The organism is Streptomyces sp. NPDC029138 (assembly GCF_055564375.1).
The window spans coordinates 56,419-70,869 of sequence record NZ_JBVHWM010000055.1; the positions used below are offsets into that span (position 1 = coordinate 56,419).

Here is a 14,451-nt window from a genome sequence, read left to right on the forward strand (position 1 = left end):
GCGGGCTTGGGGACCGGGCCCGCTCATGGGCCGTCAGGGGCGGGGACGGGTGTCATGAGCTAGGCGGATGTCGCGGAGTCGGTCGGTGCGTGGTCGGCCAGGAGCGGGCCGAGGACGGACAAGGCGCCGAGGGCGATGTCCTCGTAGAGGTAGAAGCCCGCTTCCAGCGGCGGCAGTTCGGCGACAGTGTCCTCCGTGACGGGCTCCGGGTCGGTGGCGTGACCCGCGTCGCCGTCGGGGTCGGCGCGCGGTCCGAGCAGGTCGGTGAGGTCCTGCGCGGCGCCCAGGAGGGTGCTGCGGGCGGTGGTGGTCAGCAGGCGCAGGGGGAGGTCGAGGGCAGCGGTCGTGCGCTGGCCGGGAACCAGTTTCGTCACCCCCGGTGCCTCCTCGGTGGCCGCGGCGATCAGCTGCACGGGAAGCGTGCAGGCGGAGACGATCCGCTCGGCCGGCATCACGGGCGGGGGGTCACCGTCGACCATGAGGTCCTCCCACTCCATCAGGTCGAAGAGGAACTGGCCGCCCTTGTAGAGGGGCCAGGGCCGGACGGTGTCGAGCAGGAGGCGGGCGCGTTCGGGGGTGTCGTGGCGCAGTGCCACGCCGTGTCTGGCCAGGGTGCACAGGCACTGGCGCAGGCTGCTGTTGACGTGGCCGAGGAAGGCGAAAGCCCGGTGGTCGGTGGGGGTGAGCGGGCCGGTGGCGGTGGGGTCGGCCGACGGGGGCGGGGGCGGGGTGGTGGTCACAGTGGCCTCGAGGTGACGTAGTGGGCGATCTGCCGCAGGACGGCTTTGCCTTCGTTCTCGGGGATGAACCGGAGGTCTTCTTCGAAGCGGGCGATGCCTTCGGCGGCGAGCCGGTCGGCGAGGTCGGTGGCGTACTCGATGGAGCCGTGCCGGCGCATGGCGGCGAGGAGTTCCTCGGCGTGCTGCTGGGTCTTGTCGGTACGGCGCTGCCGCAGGACGTCGAAGAGGCGGGGGCGCTCGTGGGCGTACGCGGTGCGGAAGAGGTGGATCAGCATCACCGTGCGCTTGCCTTCGAGCAGGTCACCCAGGGGCTCCTTGCCGTAGAGGGCCTCCTCGCCGACCAGGTTCAGGATGTCGTCCTGGATCTGGAAGGCGATGCCGATCAGGCGGAACGCCTCGTCGAACCGGCTCAGCACGGCCGGGTCGGTGACGCCGGCGCAGACGGCCCCGATGCGGCACGGGCTGATGCAGGTGTACCAGCCGGTCTTCTTGGTGCTCATCGTGAAGTAGGCGTCGTCGGTTTCGGGGACGACCTCGTGGCGGATCCAGCCCAGCTCCATGGCCTGTCCCTCGATGGACTCCCGGCACATGTGCACCGCCTCGTGGATGAGGCCGAGGGTGCGGACGAGGCCGAGGGTTTCGAGGTTGGACAGGACGGCGTCGACGGCGAGCAGGTTCATCCCGTCGCCGACGTTGACCGCCAGGCCCAGACCGTGTTCCTCGTGCATGGTGGGCAGACCGCGCCGGTGGGTGGACTCGTCGGCGATGTCGTCGTGGACGAGGAAGCCGTTGTGGAACAGTTCCAGTGCCGCGGCGGCGCGTACGGCGTCCTCGGGGCGTCCGCCGAAAGCGGCACAGGCGGCGATGGTCAGGGTGGGCCGCAGGCCCTTGCCCTGGCGGGCGGGGTAGGAGCGCATGAGGTCGTACAGCTCGGCACGCGGTTCACGGTCCGGCAACAGCCGTTCGATCTCCTCGTTGGTGCGGGCCCGGCACCGGAGCATGGTCTCCATCAGGTCCGCGTCCCGGACGGTGTCCTCCAGCGACCAGTCGGTGCTGGTGCGGCCGTCCCAGAGCAGGCGGGGCGCGGTGACGGTGGTGTCGCCGATCAGCGCGGGCGGCGCCGGCGCGTCCTCGGGGGAGCGTCGGGCGAGGAAGTCCAGGGCCGTCCAGTCGACCGGGTCGGTGGCCGGTTCCCGGGCGGCGGGTGCCGCGCTGCCCCACAGCTGAGGGGCCTGTTCGCGGTAGGTCCCCCACAGTTCCTGCATACTGCGCAGGCCCGCCGCGCGCTGGGACAGCAGGGTGAAGGCCCGCCAGACGGCGAGGGTGTCGTCGCGGGAGCCGCGGACGTCGAGGCTGTCGGGCAGGACCTGGTCGACGGGCGGGCGGTGGAGGTCGAACAGCAGGTTCATGGCCCGGTTGTCGAAGGCGACCTCGACATCGGGGTCCGGGCAACGGTCCCGGTCCACCACGATACGGCTGTGCCGTGCGGTGAGTGTGGCGTGGCTGCCGTCGTTGAAGTGCAGGCCCAGCCGGATGCCGCGCAGGTGGTCGGCCGCGGCGGCGAGGATCGCCGGCGCCCGGTCGGACAGGGCGGCGACCGTCTCGTCCAGCAGCCGGGCACCGGTGAACGCGGGAACGGTCTCAGTCATGGGCACCCCCGGCGAACTCCACGATGCCCCCGGTGTGGAAGCCGATACGGCGTCCGCCGACCCGCCCCTCCACGGTGCACGGGCCGAGGGTCTCGTGCACGCTGAACGGGTGCAGGCTCGTCTCCGATGGGTTGATGATCCGGCCCGCCGTGTGCGAGCGGAAGTCGAGGACGAGACGGTCGTCGCCGAGCCGTGCGGTGATCAGCAGCCGGCCGGGCACCGCGGCCATCGGCGGGGTGCCCAGCAGGCCCGCCAGCGGCGGCACCATCGCCACCCGGTCGCGGTCCAGGCTGCCGCTCACCGCGACCCGGAGATTGCGCCGCGGGAAGTGGCGGATCATGCGCCCGTCGCGCCACAGCATCACCGACCCGTTGGCCGCGTCCGCGGGGTACGCGGGCTGGATCAGGGTGAAGACGACCGCCGAGGGCGGGGCCTGGTCGACGGGGCCCGAGGGGTCGTTGACGAACCCGAACACCCAGCCGCCGAGCGTGGGCCAGGACCACCGGCCGCGTACCCGCTCGTGGTAACCGAGCAGGTCCGACTCCGTCGCCGTACCGTCGCCGTGCCGCAGCGTTCCGGTGCCCAGAACGCCGGGCTCCGACTGCCACCGCAGATGCTCGTCGTCGCCGAACGGCGCGCACTGCGAGGTGCACGGCCTGCTGGTCCGGGTCAGCCGTACGTCCGCCGCCGGCGCCGCCGAGCGGGCGGCCACCCGGAACGCGCGGGGTTCTCCGTGCGGGTGCGGCAGCCGGAAGGCCGACCAGGGCAGTTCGGGTTGTTCCGCGTTGAACTGCGTCGCACTCCAGCCATGCCCCTCCCCGTAGAGGAGCAGGATGGCCATGTGCTGTCCCTCGGCCGCCGTGCCGGTTCCGCTGCGGCGCCCGGTGGCGGGGGCGCCCGGGTCCGCGAATACGGAACCGGTGGAGGAGCCCAGGGCGGAGAGGTTCGCGATGAGTGCCTGTTGCCCGCACCGCGACAGGAACGCGTAGTGCAGCCACCTGCGGTCGAGCGGGTGGGCGAGTGGGGCGTGCGGGAAGGGACCCTGCGGACCGAGCCTCGGGAGGGCGGGCATGAGCACGTTTCGAACGCTAACCCAGGGTCACCGATCACCTGCAAATCGTGACCATCATGAGGGTGACCTGGGAGCACAGAAACGATTACCTCTGCATTCAGGGTTTGAGGACGCGAAGAGCCGCCCATGGCGGGGTCCGCCACGGACGGCTTCGGATCGCGTGCGCGCCCTCGTCAGTCGCCGTCAGTCCTCGTCGTCTCCGAGAACGCTCGCTTTGAGGCGCACTTCCGGCTGGCCGACGATCACCGCACGCCCATCGGTGTACCGGCCCGGCTCGGCGTCGCTCAGGGCGCGGATGCCGAGCGTGTAGACCAGGGCAGCCGCCGGATGGCCGGGGGTGTTCAGGCGGGGCTCGTCCGTGACGACCAACGATCGGCCGTCGTTCCCGACCGTCCCCGTCGGGCCTCCGCCAGGGAGCACCGTGCGGTCCGCCCGGTAGTACGCGCCGGTCACCCGGCCGTCGAAGACGAAACCCGTCGGAGCCGTGAAGTTGTGCTCCACCCGTCCCGGGGCCCAGGGGTCGGTGGAGGAGACCCGTACGTGGATCAACTCGCTTTGTCCGCGCTGGACCTCCAGGCCGACCTCCTGCCGGACCGACAGCCGGGCGGGCTGCGCGGACGCGGTGCCGCCGTCACCGGTCGGCACGCTGTCGGCTCCCCGGTCCGGTTCCGGCTCGGGTTCCCGCTCTCGCTCGGGTTCTCGCTCCCGCTCCGGCTCCCCTTCCGACCTCGGCTTCTCGTCCCGCACCGGCTCCGTGTCCCCGGAGAGTGCGGTGGTGAGGGGCACGGCCGCGATCCGGTGGTGAAAGTTGTCCGCTACAAGCAGGCGACCGGCCGGATCCACGGCGAGACCACACGGGTAACGCAGTGCGGCGCGGACGACGGCGTCGGACGTGTCGACGGACGCGGTGGCCTCGCCGGTGGCGGGATCCGGCTGCCCCGCGACGACACGGGCCGCTCCGTCAGCCAACCGCCATACGCGGTGTCCGGTCTGGTCGGCGACGTACAGCACGCCCTCGCCGTCGACCGTCACCGCGCACGGTGCGCCCCAGTCGACCGCCGTGGCGCCGGTGTCCCCGTCCGGCGGTCCCGCCAGTACCGTAAGGGCCCCGTCCGAACCGAGCAGCAGTACCCGCCGACCCTCCGGGTCGGCGATGTACAGCCGACCGGCCCCGTCGACTGCCAAGCCGGCGGGCAGGAACGCCTCGCCCGGGTCGGCCGCAGTGGAGCCACCGGACCACCTTGCTGCCGCGACGGCCGTGCTGATGACGCCGTCGCCGTCGATCCTGCGCACTCGGGGAGTGCCCGCCTCCCCGACGTACAGCCGGCCGGTCGCGTCGACGGCCACGGCGCACGGAGCGTTCAGCCGGGCACGGTCGGCCGGGCCGCCGTCGCCGTCACCCTCGCCCTCACCGCGCGAGCCGTCTCCCGCGACGGTGCCGATGACACCCGAGGGATCGATCCGGCGGACCCGGTGGTTCATCTCGTCGGCGACGAGCAGGGCGCCGTCCGGGGCGACCACGAGCGCGGACGGGAAGCCGAGGCGGGCGCGCACCGCGTCGGCGCCGTCCCCGGCGAAGCCCCGCAGCCCGTCCCCGGCGATTGTCGTCAGGGTGCCGGTGCCGTCGATCCGGCGGATTCGGTGGTTCGCGTGGTCGGCGACGAAAACCGCGCCGCCTCCCACAGCCACATCCGCGGGGAAGGCCAACTGTCCGTCCGGCGCGGGCCCGCCGTCCCCGGAGTACCCGGCCGTACCGTTGCCCGCCACGGTGCCCGGCAGACCACCTCCGTCCGGCGGACGCCGCCGCGCCGCGGCCCTGGCCGTCACGCCACCACCGCCCAGCACGAGCGCGGCCGGGCCCCGATGGCGCCCGACACCTCCCGCGTCCACGGCCTCGTCTCCCGCATCTCCCTCTCCTTCCGCACCATCTTTGGTATTTCCCCTGAATACCGGTCGGAAGGGCACCGCGGGAGCAGCCACCGCGTCCGCCACCCTCACGAGGGAGGAGCCGGAAGAAGCGGATCCGTACGGGAAGAGGGCGGCGCATTCCGGCGGCTTCAACAGGGCGCGGATTGATGGGCTGCACCCCGCCCCCATGCGCCGTTTCATGCCTCAACTGCGCTCGAACAAGTGATGCGGAATCGATTCGGCATTCCAAACGGGGGAACGGCGGCATACCACCGGCTGGCGCGGGCTAACGATGGACCCGGATGAAAGTCCGGTGCGTCCCGCGATGCCCGCGCGAACGTCCCGCTCGAAGCCACGGGCGGTGGCCTGCGTTCCGTCTACCAGGCGCAGCGCTCATGACGACCGCGTTCGGTGAACCGCGCGGTGCGGTGCCAAGCTCTGGCCGCCCCGTGCGGGCCCGGGCGACCCGCACCAGGACGCCTCTCTTTCTGTCGCACGCTTCGACCACAGCCCCAGGAGGACTCGCCAGATGAGCACCGACGTACAGACCAAGAAGGAAGCCTACAAACGGGGGGAGGACCAGGGGCGCGCCGATGCGCTCGCCGGAAAGCCCTACGCCGACCCGCCGCGCGACGGCACGCGCGGTGAGAAGGACCAGTACGCGAACGGGTACGACTGGGGCTACGAACAGGGCCGGGCCCAGAAGCTGGACCTCGTGGTGTGGCAGGAAGGCGGGGTCGAGGACGCCCCCGGGGGCCTCGGCACCACCATCAACATCTGCGTCCGCACGCCGAACTGGAGCGAGACGGTCGATGCCGGCGAACGCGAGCACGTGTTCACCGCTCCCACCGGATTCCGCTGGAACGGGACGGTTGGTGCCCAGTACAAGCGCATCGACCAGACCACGGGCGGCAACCTGCCCCCCGTCCAGGCCAAGGTCAGTGACGACGGGCGCACCCTGACCTTCACCTACCACGTGCACCTGAACACCGGCAGCGACGACAAGGACTGCATCGTCTACACCTGCGGGCTCGAAGCCGTTGACGGAGCCGCGACCGGCCGCCGCACCGACGGCGTCGCCCAGGTCGGCACCGCGCCGCCGGCCAAGCTCAAGGCCGAGGTCATTGAGGACGAGGACTGAGAGAGCGGGAACCAGACACCATGACCACCGTCGTCACCTCCGGCGTCTTCACGTCCACCACCCCGCCCATTTCGCCGGTCAACGGCGTGGGCACCGACTACATCCAGTGGGGCAGCGCCGGCAGCCAGAGCGGGTACCAGTTCCGCGGTGCCGCCGCGGACGTCCAGCTCGACGGCACCGAGTTCGTCATCGGTACCTTCGTGCACCGCAACAAGCCCACCAACGTCAGCCCGAGCCAGTTCGATGTCCAGCTGACCGTCAACGTCATGTTCGAGGACGGCAGCACGACCGACCTGAACTTCAGCTTCCACCACAACGAGACGCCCAACAGCACAGGTACCAGTCCGGCGGACGATGACCTGGTCGACCTGCAGACCTTCGTCCACCCCCAGCCCGTCACGATCGACGGCAAGCAGTACCGGGCGGTGCTGAGCGGATTCAAGCGCAACGGCCAGATCGTCCGGCAGTTCCGCAGCCCGGAGGGCGGCATCAACTTCGCCGAAGTCGTGTGCATGTTCACGCTCGAAGAGCCCGACGTGATCATCTCGGGCCTTCGCTACCAGGGCACGAGCACCGGCCAGGCGGACGAGTACGTCGAGATCCTCAACCGGGGCGGCGGGCCCCAGGACCTCACCGGCTGGAAGGTGGAGGCCAAGCCCACCGGGTACTCCTTCCCCTTCCCTCCGGGGACGGTCATCCAGCCCGGCCAGCGCTACCGCGTCTACACCAACGAGAACCACCTGCAGTACGGCGGCTTCTCCTTCAGCTCCTCCGGCGAGGTCTGGCGGGACCAGGGCGGCATCGCCCGCCTCGTCGCGGACGACGGCTTCGTCGTCGACCAGTCCCCCTACCTGGACAAGGGGTTCAACAAGACCAGCACGCCGTGACCGGACGTCGGCCGCTCGATGACAGGTGAGGCCGAAGTGCGCCTCACCTGTCATCGTCCGTGCCGGTACAAAGAGGAACGAGCCGTCCCGTGGAAGCGACAGCGGGTTCATCTCAGCGGCCGGTCGCCTCGTGCGGTGATGCCCAACCTGCGATGCGCAAGAGCATGAACACCTGTTCGCGAATGGCGGCAGGGGCTTAGCCACCACTCGACGAGCAGCCGAGGACGCGGCCCCTCTATCGGGAGGAACCACGCCCTTGTCGCCCCATCATGCGAAAGTCAAGACGTCGCGCGCTCGCAGGAGCCGGTCCAGGACGACGACCTGCGACCTTGGATGCATCTTCCGGCGGGCGTCGATCGACGCCTCCCCCTGCTGGGTCAGGCCGGCCATGAGGCGTCGGCGCATGCCAGGGGTGACGTGGGCGTAGCGCGCCGACACTGAGCCGTCGATGTGGCCCATGCGCTCGTCCATGAGGACCTTTTCCGTTCCCAGGTCCTCCATGTGGGTGCGGTGGGAGTGGCGCAGGCCGTGGGGGGTGAGGCCCGTGGCGATCGGAGTCCAGCAGGAATCGGCACGGTCATGGGCGTTTCGGCCGCGGAACGGGACGCCGGGCCAGGGGTCGCCGAGGAGGGGACGGGCGGGCCTCCTGGGGGCCTTCTTCGGGTACCAGCCGGAGAAGGCCGGGGTGAACAGCCATGTGGCGAAGCCATTGCGGCGCCAGTGCGCGGCGTTTTCCGTCGGTGCGCCGCCGCGTACGAAGTTCGGCTCCTCGATGGCGAGGGTGACTCGGGCGCGGGTGTCCTCACGGACGCGCTGCGGGTGGTTGAGGACGTTGGAGACGTGCCGGAGGAGACGCCCGCCCGGCGGGCCACGTCGACGAGCTTGGCTCCCTGGTATCCGCCGGTGCGGGCGGTGCCCTGGCCGCGGAAGACGTACCGCTTGCCGTGGCAAGGGCAGGGTGTGGGCTTCGTACGGGCGATGTGGTCGGCGATCAGGGCCGACAGCCAGTCCATCGCGTCAATGGTGCGGTAGCTGTCGTCCTTGGGCGGGCAGCGCACCAGCTCGCCCGAGTCGAGCTCGTACAGTTGGTGCTCCACGCGGATGGCTCCTGGCCGGGCGAATCGCGTTTCGAGGCCGACGATTTCGCCCCATCTCATGCCGGTGCAGCCCTTGAGAATCACGGCGACGAACTCGTCGTCGCGGCCGGACAGCAGTGCCGCCCGCTCGGCGATGAGCAGCAGGCCGAGCGGGTCGGTGATGACCTTCTCGCGTCCACGGTCGCGGCTATGTTGCCTGCGTGCCCTTCGTTCGGGACGAAGAGGTCGTGGGTTCAAATCCCGCCACCCCGACGCCGTAGTACCAGGTCAGGGGCCTGATCCGCTTAGCGGGTCGGGTCCCTGAATGGTTTCTGGGCCCATTTTGGGAGCCATTTGGGAGCCAACGTCGGAACCCGGCTCCCCTGGTCGCTCCCCTTTCCTCCCCACCATGGCAGCGCCTGACATGCCACGGAGAAGCCGGGTGCGTTCTACCGCGACAGCGGCCTCGGGCTTACGTCTCAGCGTCGTTGTCCGACGGGTCCTGCCGCTTCAGTCGCTTCAGCACGCGCGATGTCGCGGGCACGGCAGTCTCAGACCACCAGCGTTGCGCGTGCGGAGCCGCGATCTGCGCAGCCTTCGCCCCGACCAGCAGCGCAGCAGCGATCGCAACCATTCCCAGATCGACACGCGTATCGGTGCTGCCGGATGCACCCCGGTCAGTGGCATCGACCGGCTCGGCTTCGGCGCCGGTCACATCGTCGTCAGGGAACGACTCGGCGGGCTCGGGCGGAGTTGGCGCATTGGTCATGTCGTTCAGCAGAGCCGCGAGAGTCTCATCGCTCCATGTCGTTGTGGTCCACTGGCGGTAGTAGTGCAGGGACCTGACGTTGCCCCTGTGATGATCCTCTTGGGTGCCGTACTTCTCTCCCTTGTCGGTCAGGGAGTACGCGCCTGGCTCGCCTGTCAGGTAGCCATACCTGTGCAGCAGCTCGTTCATCTCCCGCCCGGTTTTGCCGATCTCCCGGCCGAGCACAGTTGCCGATTTACCCACCGCTCCCGCACCTCCCCGCTCGGCCGGGCGCAGACAAGCTCCCGGCACCCCCAAGGCAGGGAAGGCTACCCGGTGCCACGGCCTTGTGCAGGGCAATTGCGGCATACGTTATGCACGGCTCACGTGCGAGGGTGGGTGCAACTGGTCGCGCGCCGGTCTTCTGAGATCCGGTAACGCGATCATGATCCCTGGTGCAGGAGTTGCCAGGCAGTGTCCTGGTACAGGACGTACAGATGCCCTGCAGACACAGCCGGCCATCCACCGGCTTCGGCCCCGGTGACCGCTTGGGCCAAGTGGGAGCAGCGGTTCAACCTGCCCGAACGAGCGGTGGGTCGCTGACTTCACCTGTGTCGCGACTTGGTCCGGCATCGTCTACGTCGCCTTCGTCGTGGACGTGTCCTCCCGGGCGGTCGTCGGCTGGTCGGCCGCCACCAGCAAGCGGGCCACGCTCGTCCTCGACGCCCTCGACATGGCCCTGTGGCGCCGTGACCGGGCTGGCATCCCCGCAGGTCCCGGGCTCGTTCATCCTTCGGACGCGGGCAGCCAGTACACGTCTTTCGCGTTCACCGCCCACCTGCTCGAGGCCGGTATAGACGCCTCGATCGGCACCGTCGGCGACGCCCTGGACAACGCCCTCATGGAGTCCCAGATCGGCCTTCACAAGACGGAGCTGATCAAGCGTCGCAGGCCGTGGCACGGCCTGGCCGACGTCGAACTTGGCACAGCGGAATGGGTCGACTGGTTCAACAACCAGCGCCTCCTCCACACCGCCATCGGAGACATCCCGCCCCACGAGCACGAGACCAACTACTACGCTCAACACCAGCCCCAACCGGCGGCTGGAGTCAACGCATAGAGCCTCCACCGATCCCGGAGCGGTTCAGAGGTCGTGGTTGAAATCCCGCCACCCCGACGCCGTAGTACCAGGTCAGGGGCCTGATCCAGCGAGTGGATCGGCCCCTGAATGGTTCGGCGGGTTGGGTTGGGAGCCGTCTAGGCGCCGAGTTCGGTGACTGGCTCCCTGGTTGTAGGCAGCCGAGTGGAGCCCAGAAGCGCAGAAGATCAGCACGCGCGGCCTGCTTGGCAGGTCTCATCGCAGGAAGACCAGGTGGACTGCGTCCTGGCTGTCGCAGTCTCCCGCTCACAGCCAGGTGGATCTCCTGGGGAACGTCGACTACCGCCACGCGCAAACCGCTTGTCGAAGGACGGCGTTGCGAGCAGCCACGCTGTATCCCACGCCTCGCGATAGGGTGCGTGAGATCTACTACCAAGCGCGTTCGCCCTACCCAACAGGTCGTGCGGCCGGGCGCATTGAGCGGCAAAGAGGCCAGATGGATCGCCGCAGCGCACAAAAGATAAGTTGCTGCAACGACTACGCGATGCAGCGTAGCCACGAGGCGTAGGCGAGCCGGGACAGGACGGACGGCCAGTGGGGCAGCGTCACTCGCACGGCGGGCAGCCTCACCGAGGGCGATGGCGTCCGCGGGGTGTCCTCGACTCGCCGCCTGGGATGTGGGCACGAGCTTGCAAGCGAGCGCCTTCGGGCTCCACCCGAGTTCGTCGAGGGACCCCGCCAGTACGACGTTGGGCTCGCCGGTCTGCGGCGCCACGTGCGACCAGCCTTCGCTCCAGTGATTCGTTCATCACTCCGCCCCATGATGACGCCACGGGCGGACGGACGGGTCCAGGAAGAATCCCGAGCCATTCCGATGGGTCTCGACGAATCTCAAGCCGCGGCCCTCTCCGCCTCACCGCACCGTCACGGTGACGAGGCGGGGATCCGGGAGTTCCGTCGGAGCGGTGTCGCCGTACCAGGAGAACTCCAGGGCCGAGAGCCTGCCGTCGCTCACCCAGACCAGCAGTTCGCCGAACAGTTCGCCGGAGTCGTCCGTGACCGTACCGGTGGCCGGGATGACGCCGTCCTCGATTGCCGCTTCCGGAACACCGGGTGGCACGTGCAGATCGACGCTCGGGGACTCGCTCCCCCAGGGACGGGTGACACGGGTCTGCGCCAGCTGGTTCCTCAGCTCCTGCGCGCCAGGGAACTCCGTCGAGAGGAGCTTGACGAGGACGCGCTGTTCGAGGGGGGAGAGCGGTCTGGTGGCAGGGCGGTCCGTCATGGTGTCTTTCCTGGGAACTTGTCTTGGATGAACGCGGTTCCGACGCGGGGTATCCCGTTGACCATGGCGCCGCGGATGGTGACCGTTTCTCCGTCGATTGTACGGTCGACGACGAAACCACCGGATTCCGGAAGGTCGTCGCTCTCCCCGAGGCTGTTGACGATGCGCCGGAACGCTTCGGAGCGTCCTCCCGAATTCTTCACTATCTCCTCGAAGCCGTGCTTCGGGGGATCGATGACGTGTTCGAGCTTTCGCGGCGTATTGTCCATCTCGAAGGCCTTGTCGAGCGCCTCCTGAGTGCACTTCACCAATCCCGTCGGGTCGATCCACCGGAAGGGGTTGAGTATGTACGCGTGATGGTTCGGCGCGGGATCAAGACCGAGTGGGTCGGGCGAAAGATAGCGTGCGGTTTCCGGATCGTAGAAACGGAAGTAGTTGTAGTGCAGCCCGGTTTCGGCATCGTGATACTGGCCGGGGAAGCGCAGGGGGCAGTCCACGGAGCCGGTCTCCGCCCCGGAGCCGATCGGTGTCCCCCACAGCGAGGTACGCCGCCGCCACGCCACGGCTCCGTCCGCCGTGACCAGCTCGGTCGGCGTGCCTGCCGCGTCGGTGACGACGGCGTGGAAGCGAGGGGCGTGATCGGCGGCGGTCTCCTCCGCCAGCCGGGCCAGGAAGGAGGTCTCCGCGGCGCGTCCGGAAGGCCGGTGGTCGGTCTGGGCCAGCGGGCGGTGCGTGCCGGGGGCGTACTCCCAGGTGGTCGTCGTGCCGTCGGGGTCTGTTTGCTCGGCCAGGCAGGTGTCGTCCCAGGTGAACTCCGTACGCTCGACCGGGGAACCGTCCTTTGCCAACCGGTACTTGGCGATGCGCCGGCCCAAGGGATCGTAGGAGTAGCGCCAGCGGCTGCCGTCCGGCGTGGCGACCTCCGTCAGGCGGTCCTCGGCGTTCCAGGCGTACGTCCAGGTCCGTCGCTCCCCGTTCAGGAGCCTGCGGGTCTTGGCGACGAGCCGCCCCTGGCTGTCGTGGTCGTACGTCGTGCTGCCCGAGCGGCGAATGACCGTGCCGGTGAACTCCCTGTCGCCCGGTGCCTCGTGTGCGGGTGCGGCGGCGTGCGACACGTTCCCCACCGTGTCGTAGGCGTAGGTCTCGGTCCAGCCGAGCGCCCGTACGCCGGTGACGCGGCCCGTGGCGTCGAGATCGAAGCTCCGTGTGCCGGCCGTGAGTTCCCGGATCTCGGTGAGGTAGCCGTCGGCCCGGTAGGCGTACTCCCGATGCTCCAGGAGGCGGCGGCCTCGCCCGCGACCGGTGCCGACGTCAGCGACTGTACGGCGAGACGACCAGCCGCGTCCCAGCTCTGGGCGAGGGTCACGTCGGCACCGAGACGGCGCTCCGTCTCACGGCCGACGGCATCGTAGGCGAAGGACAGGCTCCCCGCGAAGGAGTCCAGCGCGGTGGGACGCCCCGCCGCGTCGTACGTCCAGCGGGAGGTCAGGCCGGAAGGGGTGGTGCGGCGGATCCGCCGTCCCAGGGCGTCGTAGGCGTGTGTCGTCGTCCGGCCGTTCACGGTCTCCGACAGCACCCTGCCGAGCGCGTCCCGCTCGTACACCAGCTCCGCCTCCGGACCGGCGGCGCGCGCGAGATGACCGGTGGGGGCGTACGCGTACGTCGTGACGTCTGCTGTGCCGCTCCGCTGTTCCAGGATCCTGCCGAGGGCGTCGCGGGTGAAGGCCGTGGTCTCGCCCGCACCGTTGGTCCGTGACAGCAGGCCGCCCACGGCGTTGTGCGTGTACGTGACGGTGCGACCGTTGAAGTCCGTTTCGGCCACGAGGCGACCGGCCTCGTCATAGGTGTACGACCAGGTGTGACCCAGCGGGTTGCGGACGGCCGTCAGGCGGAGTTCCGTGTCATAGGTGAACTCGTAGTGCGCCCCGTTCGGGTCGGTCCTGGTGGCGGGCACGTCGAAGTGGTGCGGGGTGTGCCGGGTGGTGTTGCCGGCGGCGTCCGTGTGGGAGAGCAGGTTGCCCTCGCCGTCCCAGGACCAGGTCTCCCGGGCCCTGTCGGGATGTTCGCGCCAGGCGGGTTTGCCCTCCGTCGTCCAGCCCAGGCGGGTACGGTTCCCGAGCGGGTCCGTCACCTCGATCACCCGGCCGAAGGAGTCCCGGCGGACGGTCGTCGTGGCCCAGCTCGTCCGTGAGGGCGAGGGGCAGGCCGGCGTCGCCGTAGGCGAAGGCGCGGGTGTGCCCGAGGGCGTTGGTGACCGCCGTCGGCCGGCCCGCCGGGTCGTACGCGTACCGGCTCTCCGCGCCGAGCGGGTCGACGGTCGTCAGCAGGTTGCCCCGCTCGTCGTACGTGTGCCGCCAGAGGGCGCCGCCCGGCTCGGTCACCTCGGTCGGCAGTCCGAGCGCGTTGTACACGGCCCGCGCGACCGATCCGTCCGGCAGGGTGAGTTCCGTCAGATTGCCTGAGACGTCGTAGGTGCACCGCGTGGTGTGGCCCAGCGGGTCCGTCACCGCGACGGGATGGGCGCCGTACTCGTCCCACTCCGTGCGGGTGACATGCCCCAGCGGGTCCGTCTCCTCCACCACCAGGCCATCGGCGTTGTACCGGTGGACCGAGGTGTGGCCTTGGGAGTCGGTGTAGGTGGTGGTGCGGGTGGTGTCGTCGTAGGTCAGGGTGCCGGAGAGGATGCCGTCGATGCCTTCGGTGCGGACCACGCGGCCGCGCTCGTCGTAGACGTACGAGAACCAGGTGCCGTTGCGGTCGGTCCAGCGGGTGACGCGGCCCTCGGTGTCGTAGGTGAAGCGCAGGGGCTCGCCGCTGGAGTTGATGACCTCGGTGAGGTTGCCGGC

General features: G+C 69.8%; 8 protein-coding genes and 3 pseudogenes. 3 read left to right on the plus strand and 8 right to left on the minus strand.

Annotated elements, in window-relative coordinates; translation table 11 throughout:
- Window positions 1-59 precede the first annotated feature (59 nt).
- From ACZ4WH_RS32160 to ACZ4WH_RS32175, 4 genes are all read right to left on the minus strand, one after another.
- Window positions 60-740 carry a hypothetical protein gene (locus ACZ4WH_RS32160; protein ID WP_468187475.1) on the minus strand — a complete coding sequence of 227 codons (681 nt, stop codon included), beginning with the start codon at window positions 738-740 and terminating at the stop codon, window positions 60-62.
- The gene (locus ACZ4WH_RS32165; protein ID WP_468187477.1) at window positions 737-2,389 is read right to left on the minus strand and encodes a polyprenyl synthetase family protein; all 1,653 of its coding nucleotides are present in this window, start codon (window positions 2,387-2,389) and stop codon (window positions 737-739) included. Before ACZ4WH_RS32165 ends, ACZ4WH_RS32160 begins: the two co-directional genes overlap by 4 nt.
- Window positions 2,382-3,461 carry a hypothetical protein gene (locus ACZ4WH_RS32170; protein ID WP_468187492.1) on the minus strand — a complete coding sequence of 360 codons (1,080 nt, stop codon included), beginning with the start codon at window positions 3,459-3,461 and terminating at the stop codon, window positions 2,382-2,384. Before ACZ4WH_RS32170 ends, ACZ4WH_RS32165 begins: the two co-directional genes overlap by 8 nt.
- 183 nt (window positions 3,462-3,644) lie before the next feature.
- On the minus strand, window positions 3,645-5,351 hold the full coding sequence (locus ACZ4WH_RS32175; RefSeq protein ID WP_468187479.1) for an NHL domain-containing protein: 1,707 nt from the start codon (window positions 5,349-5,351) through the stop codon (window positions 3,645-3,647).
- A 547-nt stretch (window positions 5,352-5,898) separates the two neighbouring features.
- Here ACZ4WH_RS32175 and ACZ4WH_RS32180 point away from each other — a divergent pair.
- Both ACZ4WH_RS32180 and ACZ4WH_RS32185 read left to right on the plus strand, forming a co-directional pair.
- Window positions 5,899-6,510, plus strand: a complete 612-nt coding sequence (locus ACZ4WH_RS32180) for a hypothetical protein (protein WP_468187481.1) — start codon at window positions 5,899-5,901, stop codon at window positions 6,508-6,510.
- Window positions 6,511-6,530: 20 nt separating this feature from the next.
- Window positions 6,531-7,397, plus strand: coding sequence for a choice-of-anchor K domain-containing protein (locus ACZ4WH_RS32185; RefSeq protein WP_468187483.1), 867 nt, complete (start codon window positions 6,531-6,533; stop codon window positions 7,395-7,397).
- Window positions 7,398-7,664: 267 nt separating this feature from the next.
- Here the strand turns inward: ACZ4WH_RS32185 and ACZ4WH_RS32190 are convergent.
- Both ACZ4WH_RS32190 and ACZ4WH_RS32195 read right to left on the minus strand, forming a co-directional pair.
- Window positions 7,665-8,689: pseudogene (locus ACZ4WH_RS32190) on the minus strand (LacI family DNA-binding transcriptional regulator); the annotation flags it as partial.
- A gap of 256 nt (window positions 8,690-8,945) precedes the next feature.
- The gene (locus ACZ4WH_RS32195) at window positions 8,946-9,485 is read right to left on the minus strand and encodes a hypothetical protein (RefSeq protein WP_468187485.1); all 540 of its coding nucleotides are present in this window, start codon (window positions 9,483-9,485) and stop codon (window positions 8,946-8,948) included.
- A gap of 322 nt (window positions 9,486-9,807) precedes the next feature.
- Here ACZ4WH_RS32195 and ACZ4WH_RS32200 point away from each other — a divergent pair.
- Window positions 9,808-10,341, plus strand: a pseudogene (locus tag ACZ4WH_RS32200) (DDE-type integrase/transposase/recombinase); the annotation flags it as partial.
- A gap of 892 nt (window positions 10,342-11,233) precedes the next feature.
- On the opposite strand, the gene ACZ4WH_RS32205 reads toward ACZ4WH_RS32200, so the two are convergent.
- Together ACZ4WH_RS32205 and ACZ4WH_RS32210 are read right to left on the minus strand one after the other, a co-directional pair.
- The gene (locus ACZ4WH_RS32205; protein WP_468187487.1) at window positions 11,234-11,605 is read right to left on the minus strand and encodes a hypothetical protein; all 372 of its coding nucleotides are present in this window, start codon (window positions 11,603-11,605) and stop codon (window positions 11,234-11,236) included.
- Window positions 11,602-14,451 (minus strand): annotated as a pseudogene (locus tag ACZ4WH_RS32210) (RHS repeat-associated core domain-containing protein); the annotation flags it as partial. The pseudogene ACZ4WH_RS32210 and the gene ACZ4WH_RS32205, both read right to left, overlap by 4 nt.

What these genes read in the sequence shown, in the direction of transcription:
- ACZ4WH_RS32165 (WP_468187477.1), bottom strand. Translation starts at nt 2,389, where the DNA reads ATGACTGAGACCGTTCCCGCGTTCACCGGTGCCCGGCTGCTGGACGAG.
- ACZ4WH_RS32170 (WP_468187492.1), bottom strand. Translation starts at nt 3,461, where the DNA reads ATGCCCGCCCTCCCGAGGCTCGGTCCGCAGGGTCCCTTCCCGCACGCC.
- ACZ4WH_RS32180 (WP_468187481.1), top strand. Translation starts at nt 5,899, where the DNA reads ATGAGCACCGACGTACAGACCAAGAAGGAAGCCTACAAACGGGGGGAG.
- ACZ4WH_RS32185 (WP_468187483.1), top strand. Translation starts at nt 6,531, where the DNA reads ATGACCACCGTCGTCACCTCCGGCGTCTTCACGTCCACCACCCCGCCC.
- ACZ4WH_RS32205 (WP_468187487.1), bottom strand. Translation starts at nt 11,605, where the DNA reads ATGACGGACCGCCCTGCCACCAGACCGCTCTCCCCCCTCGAACAGCGC.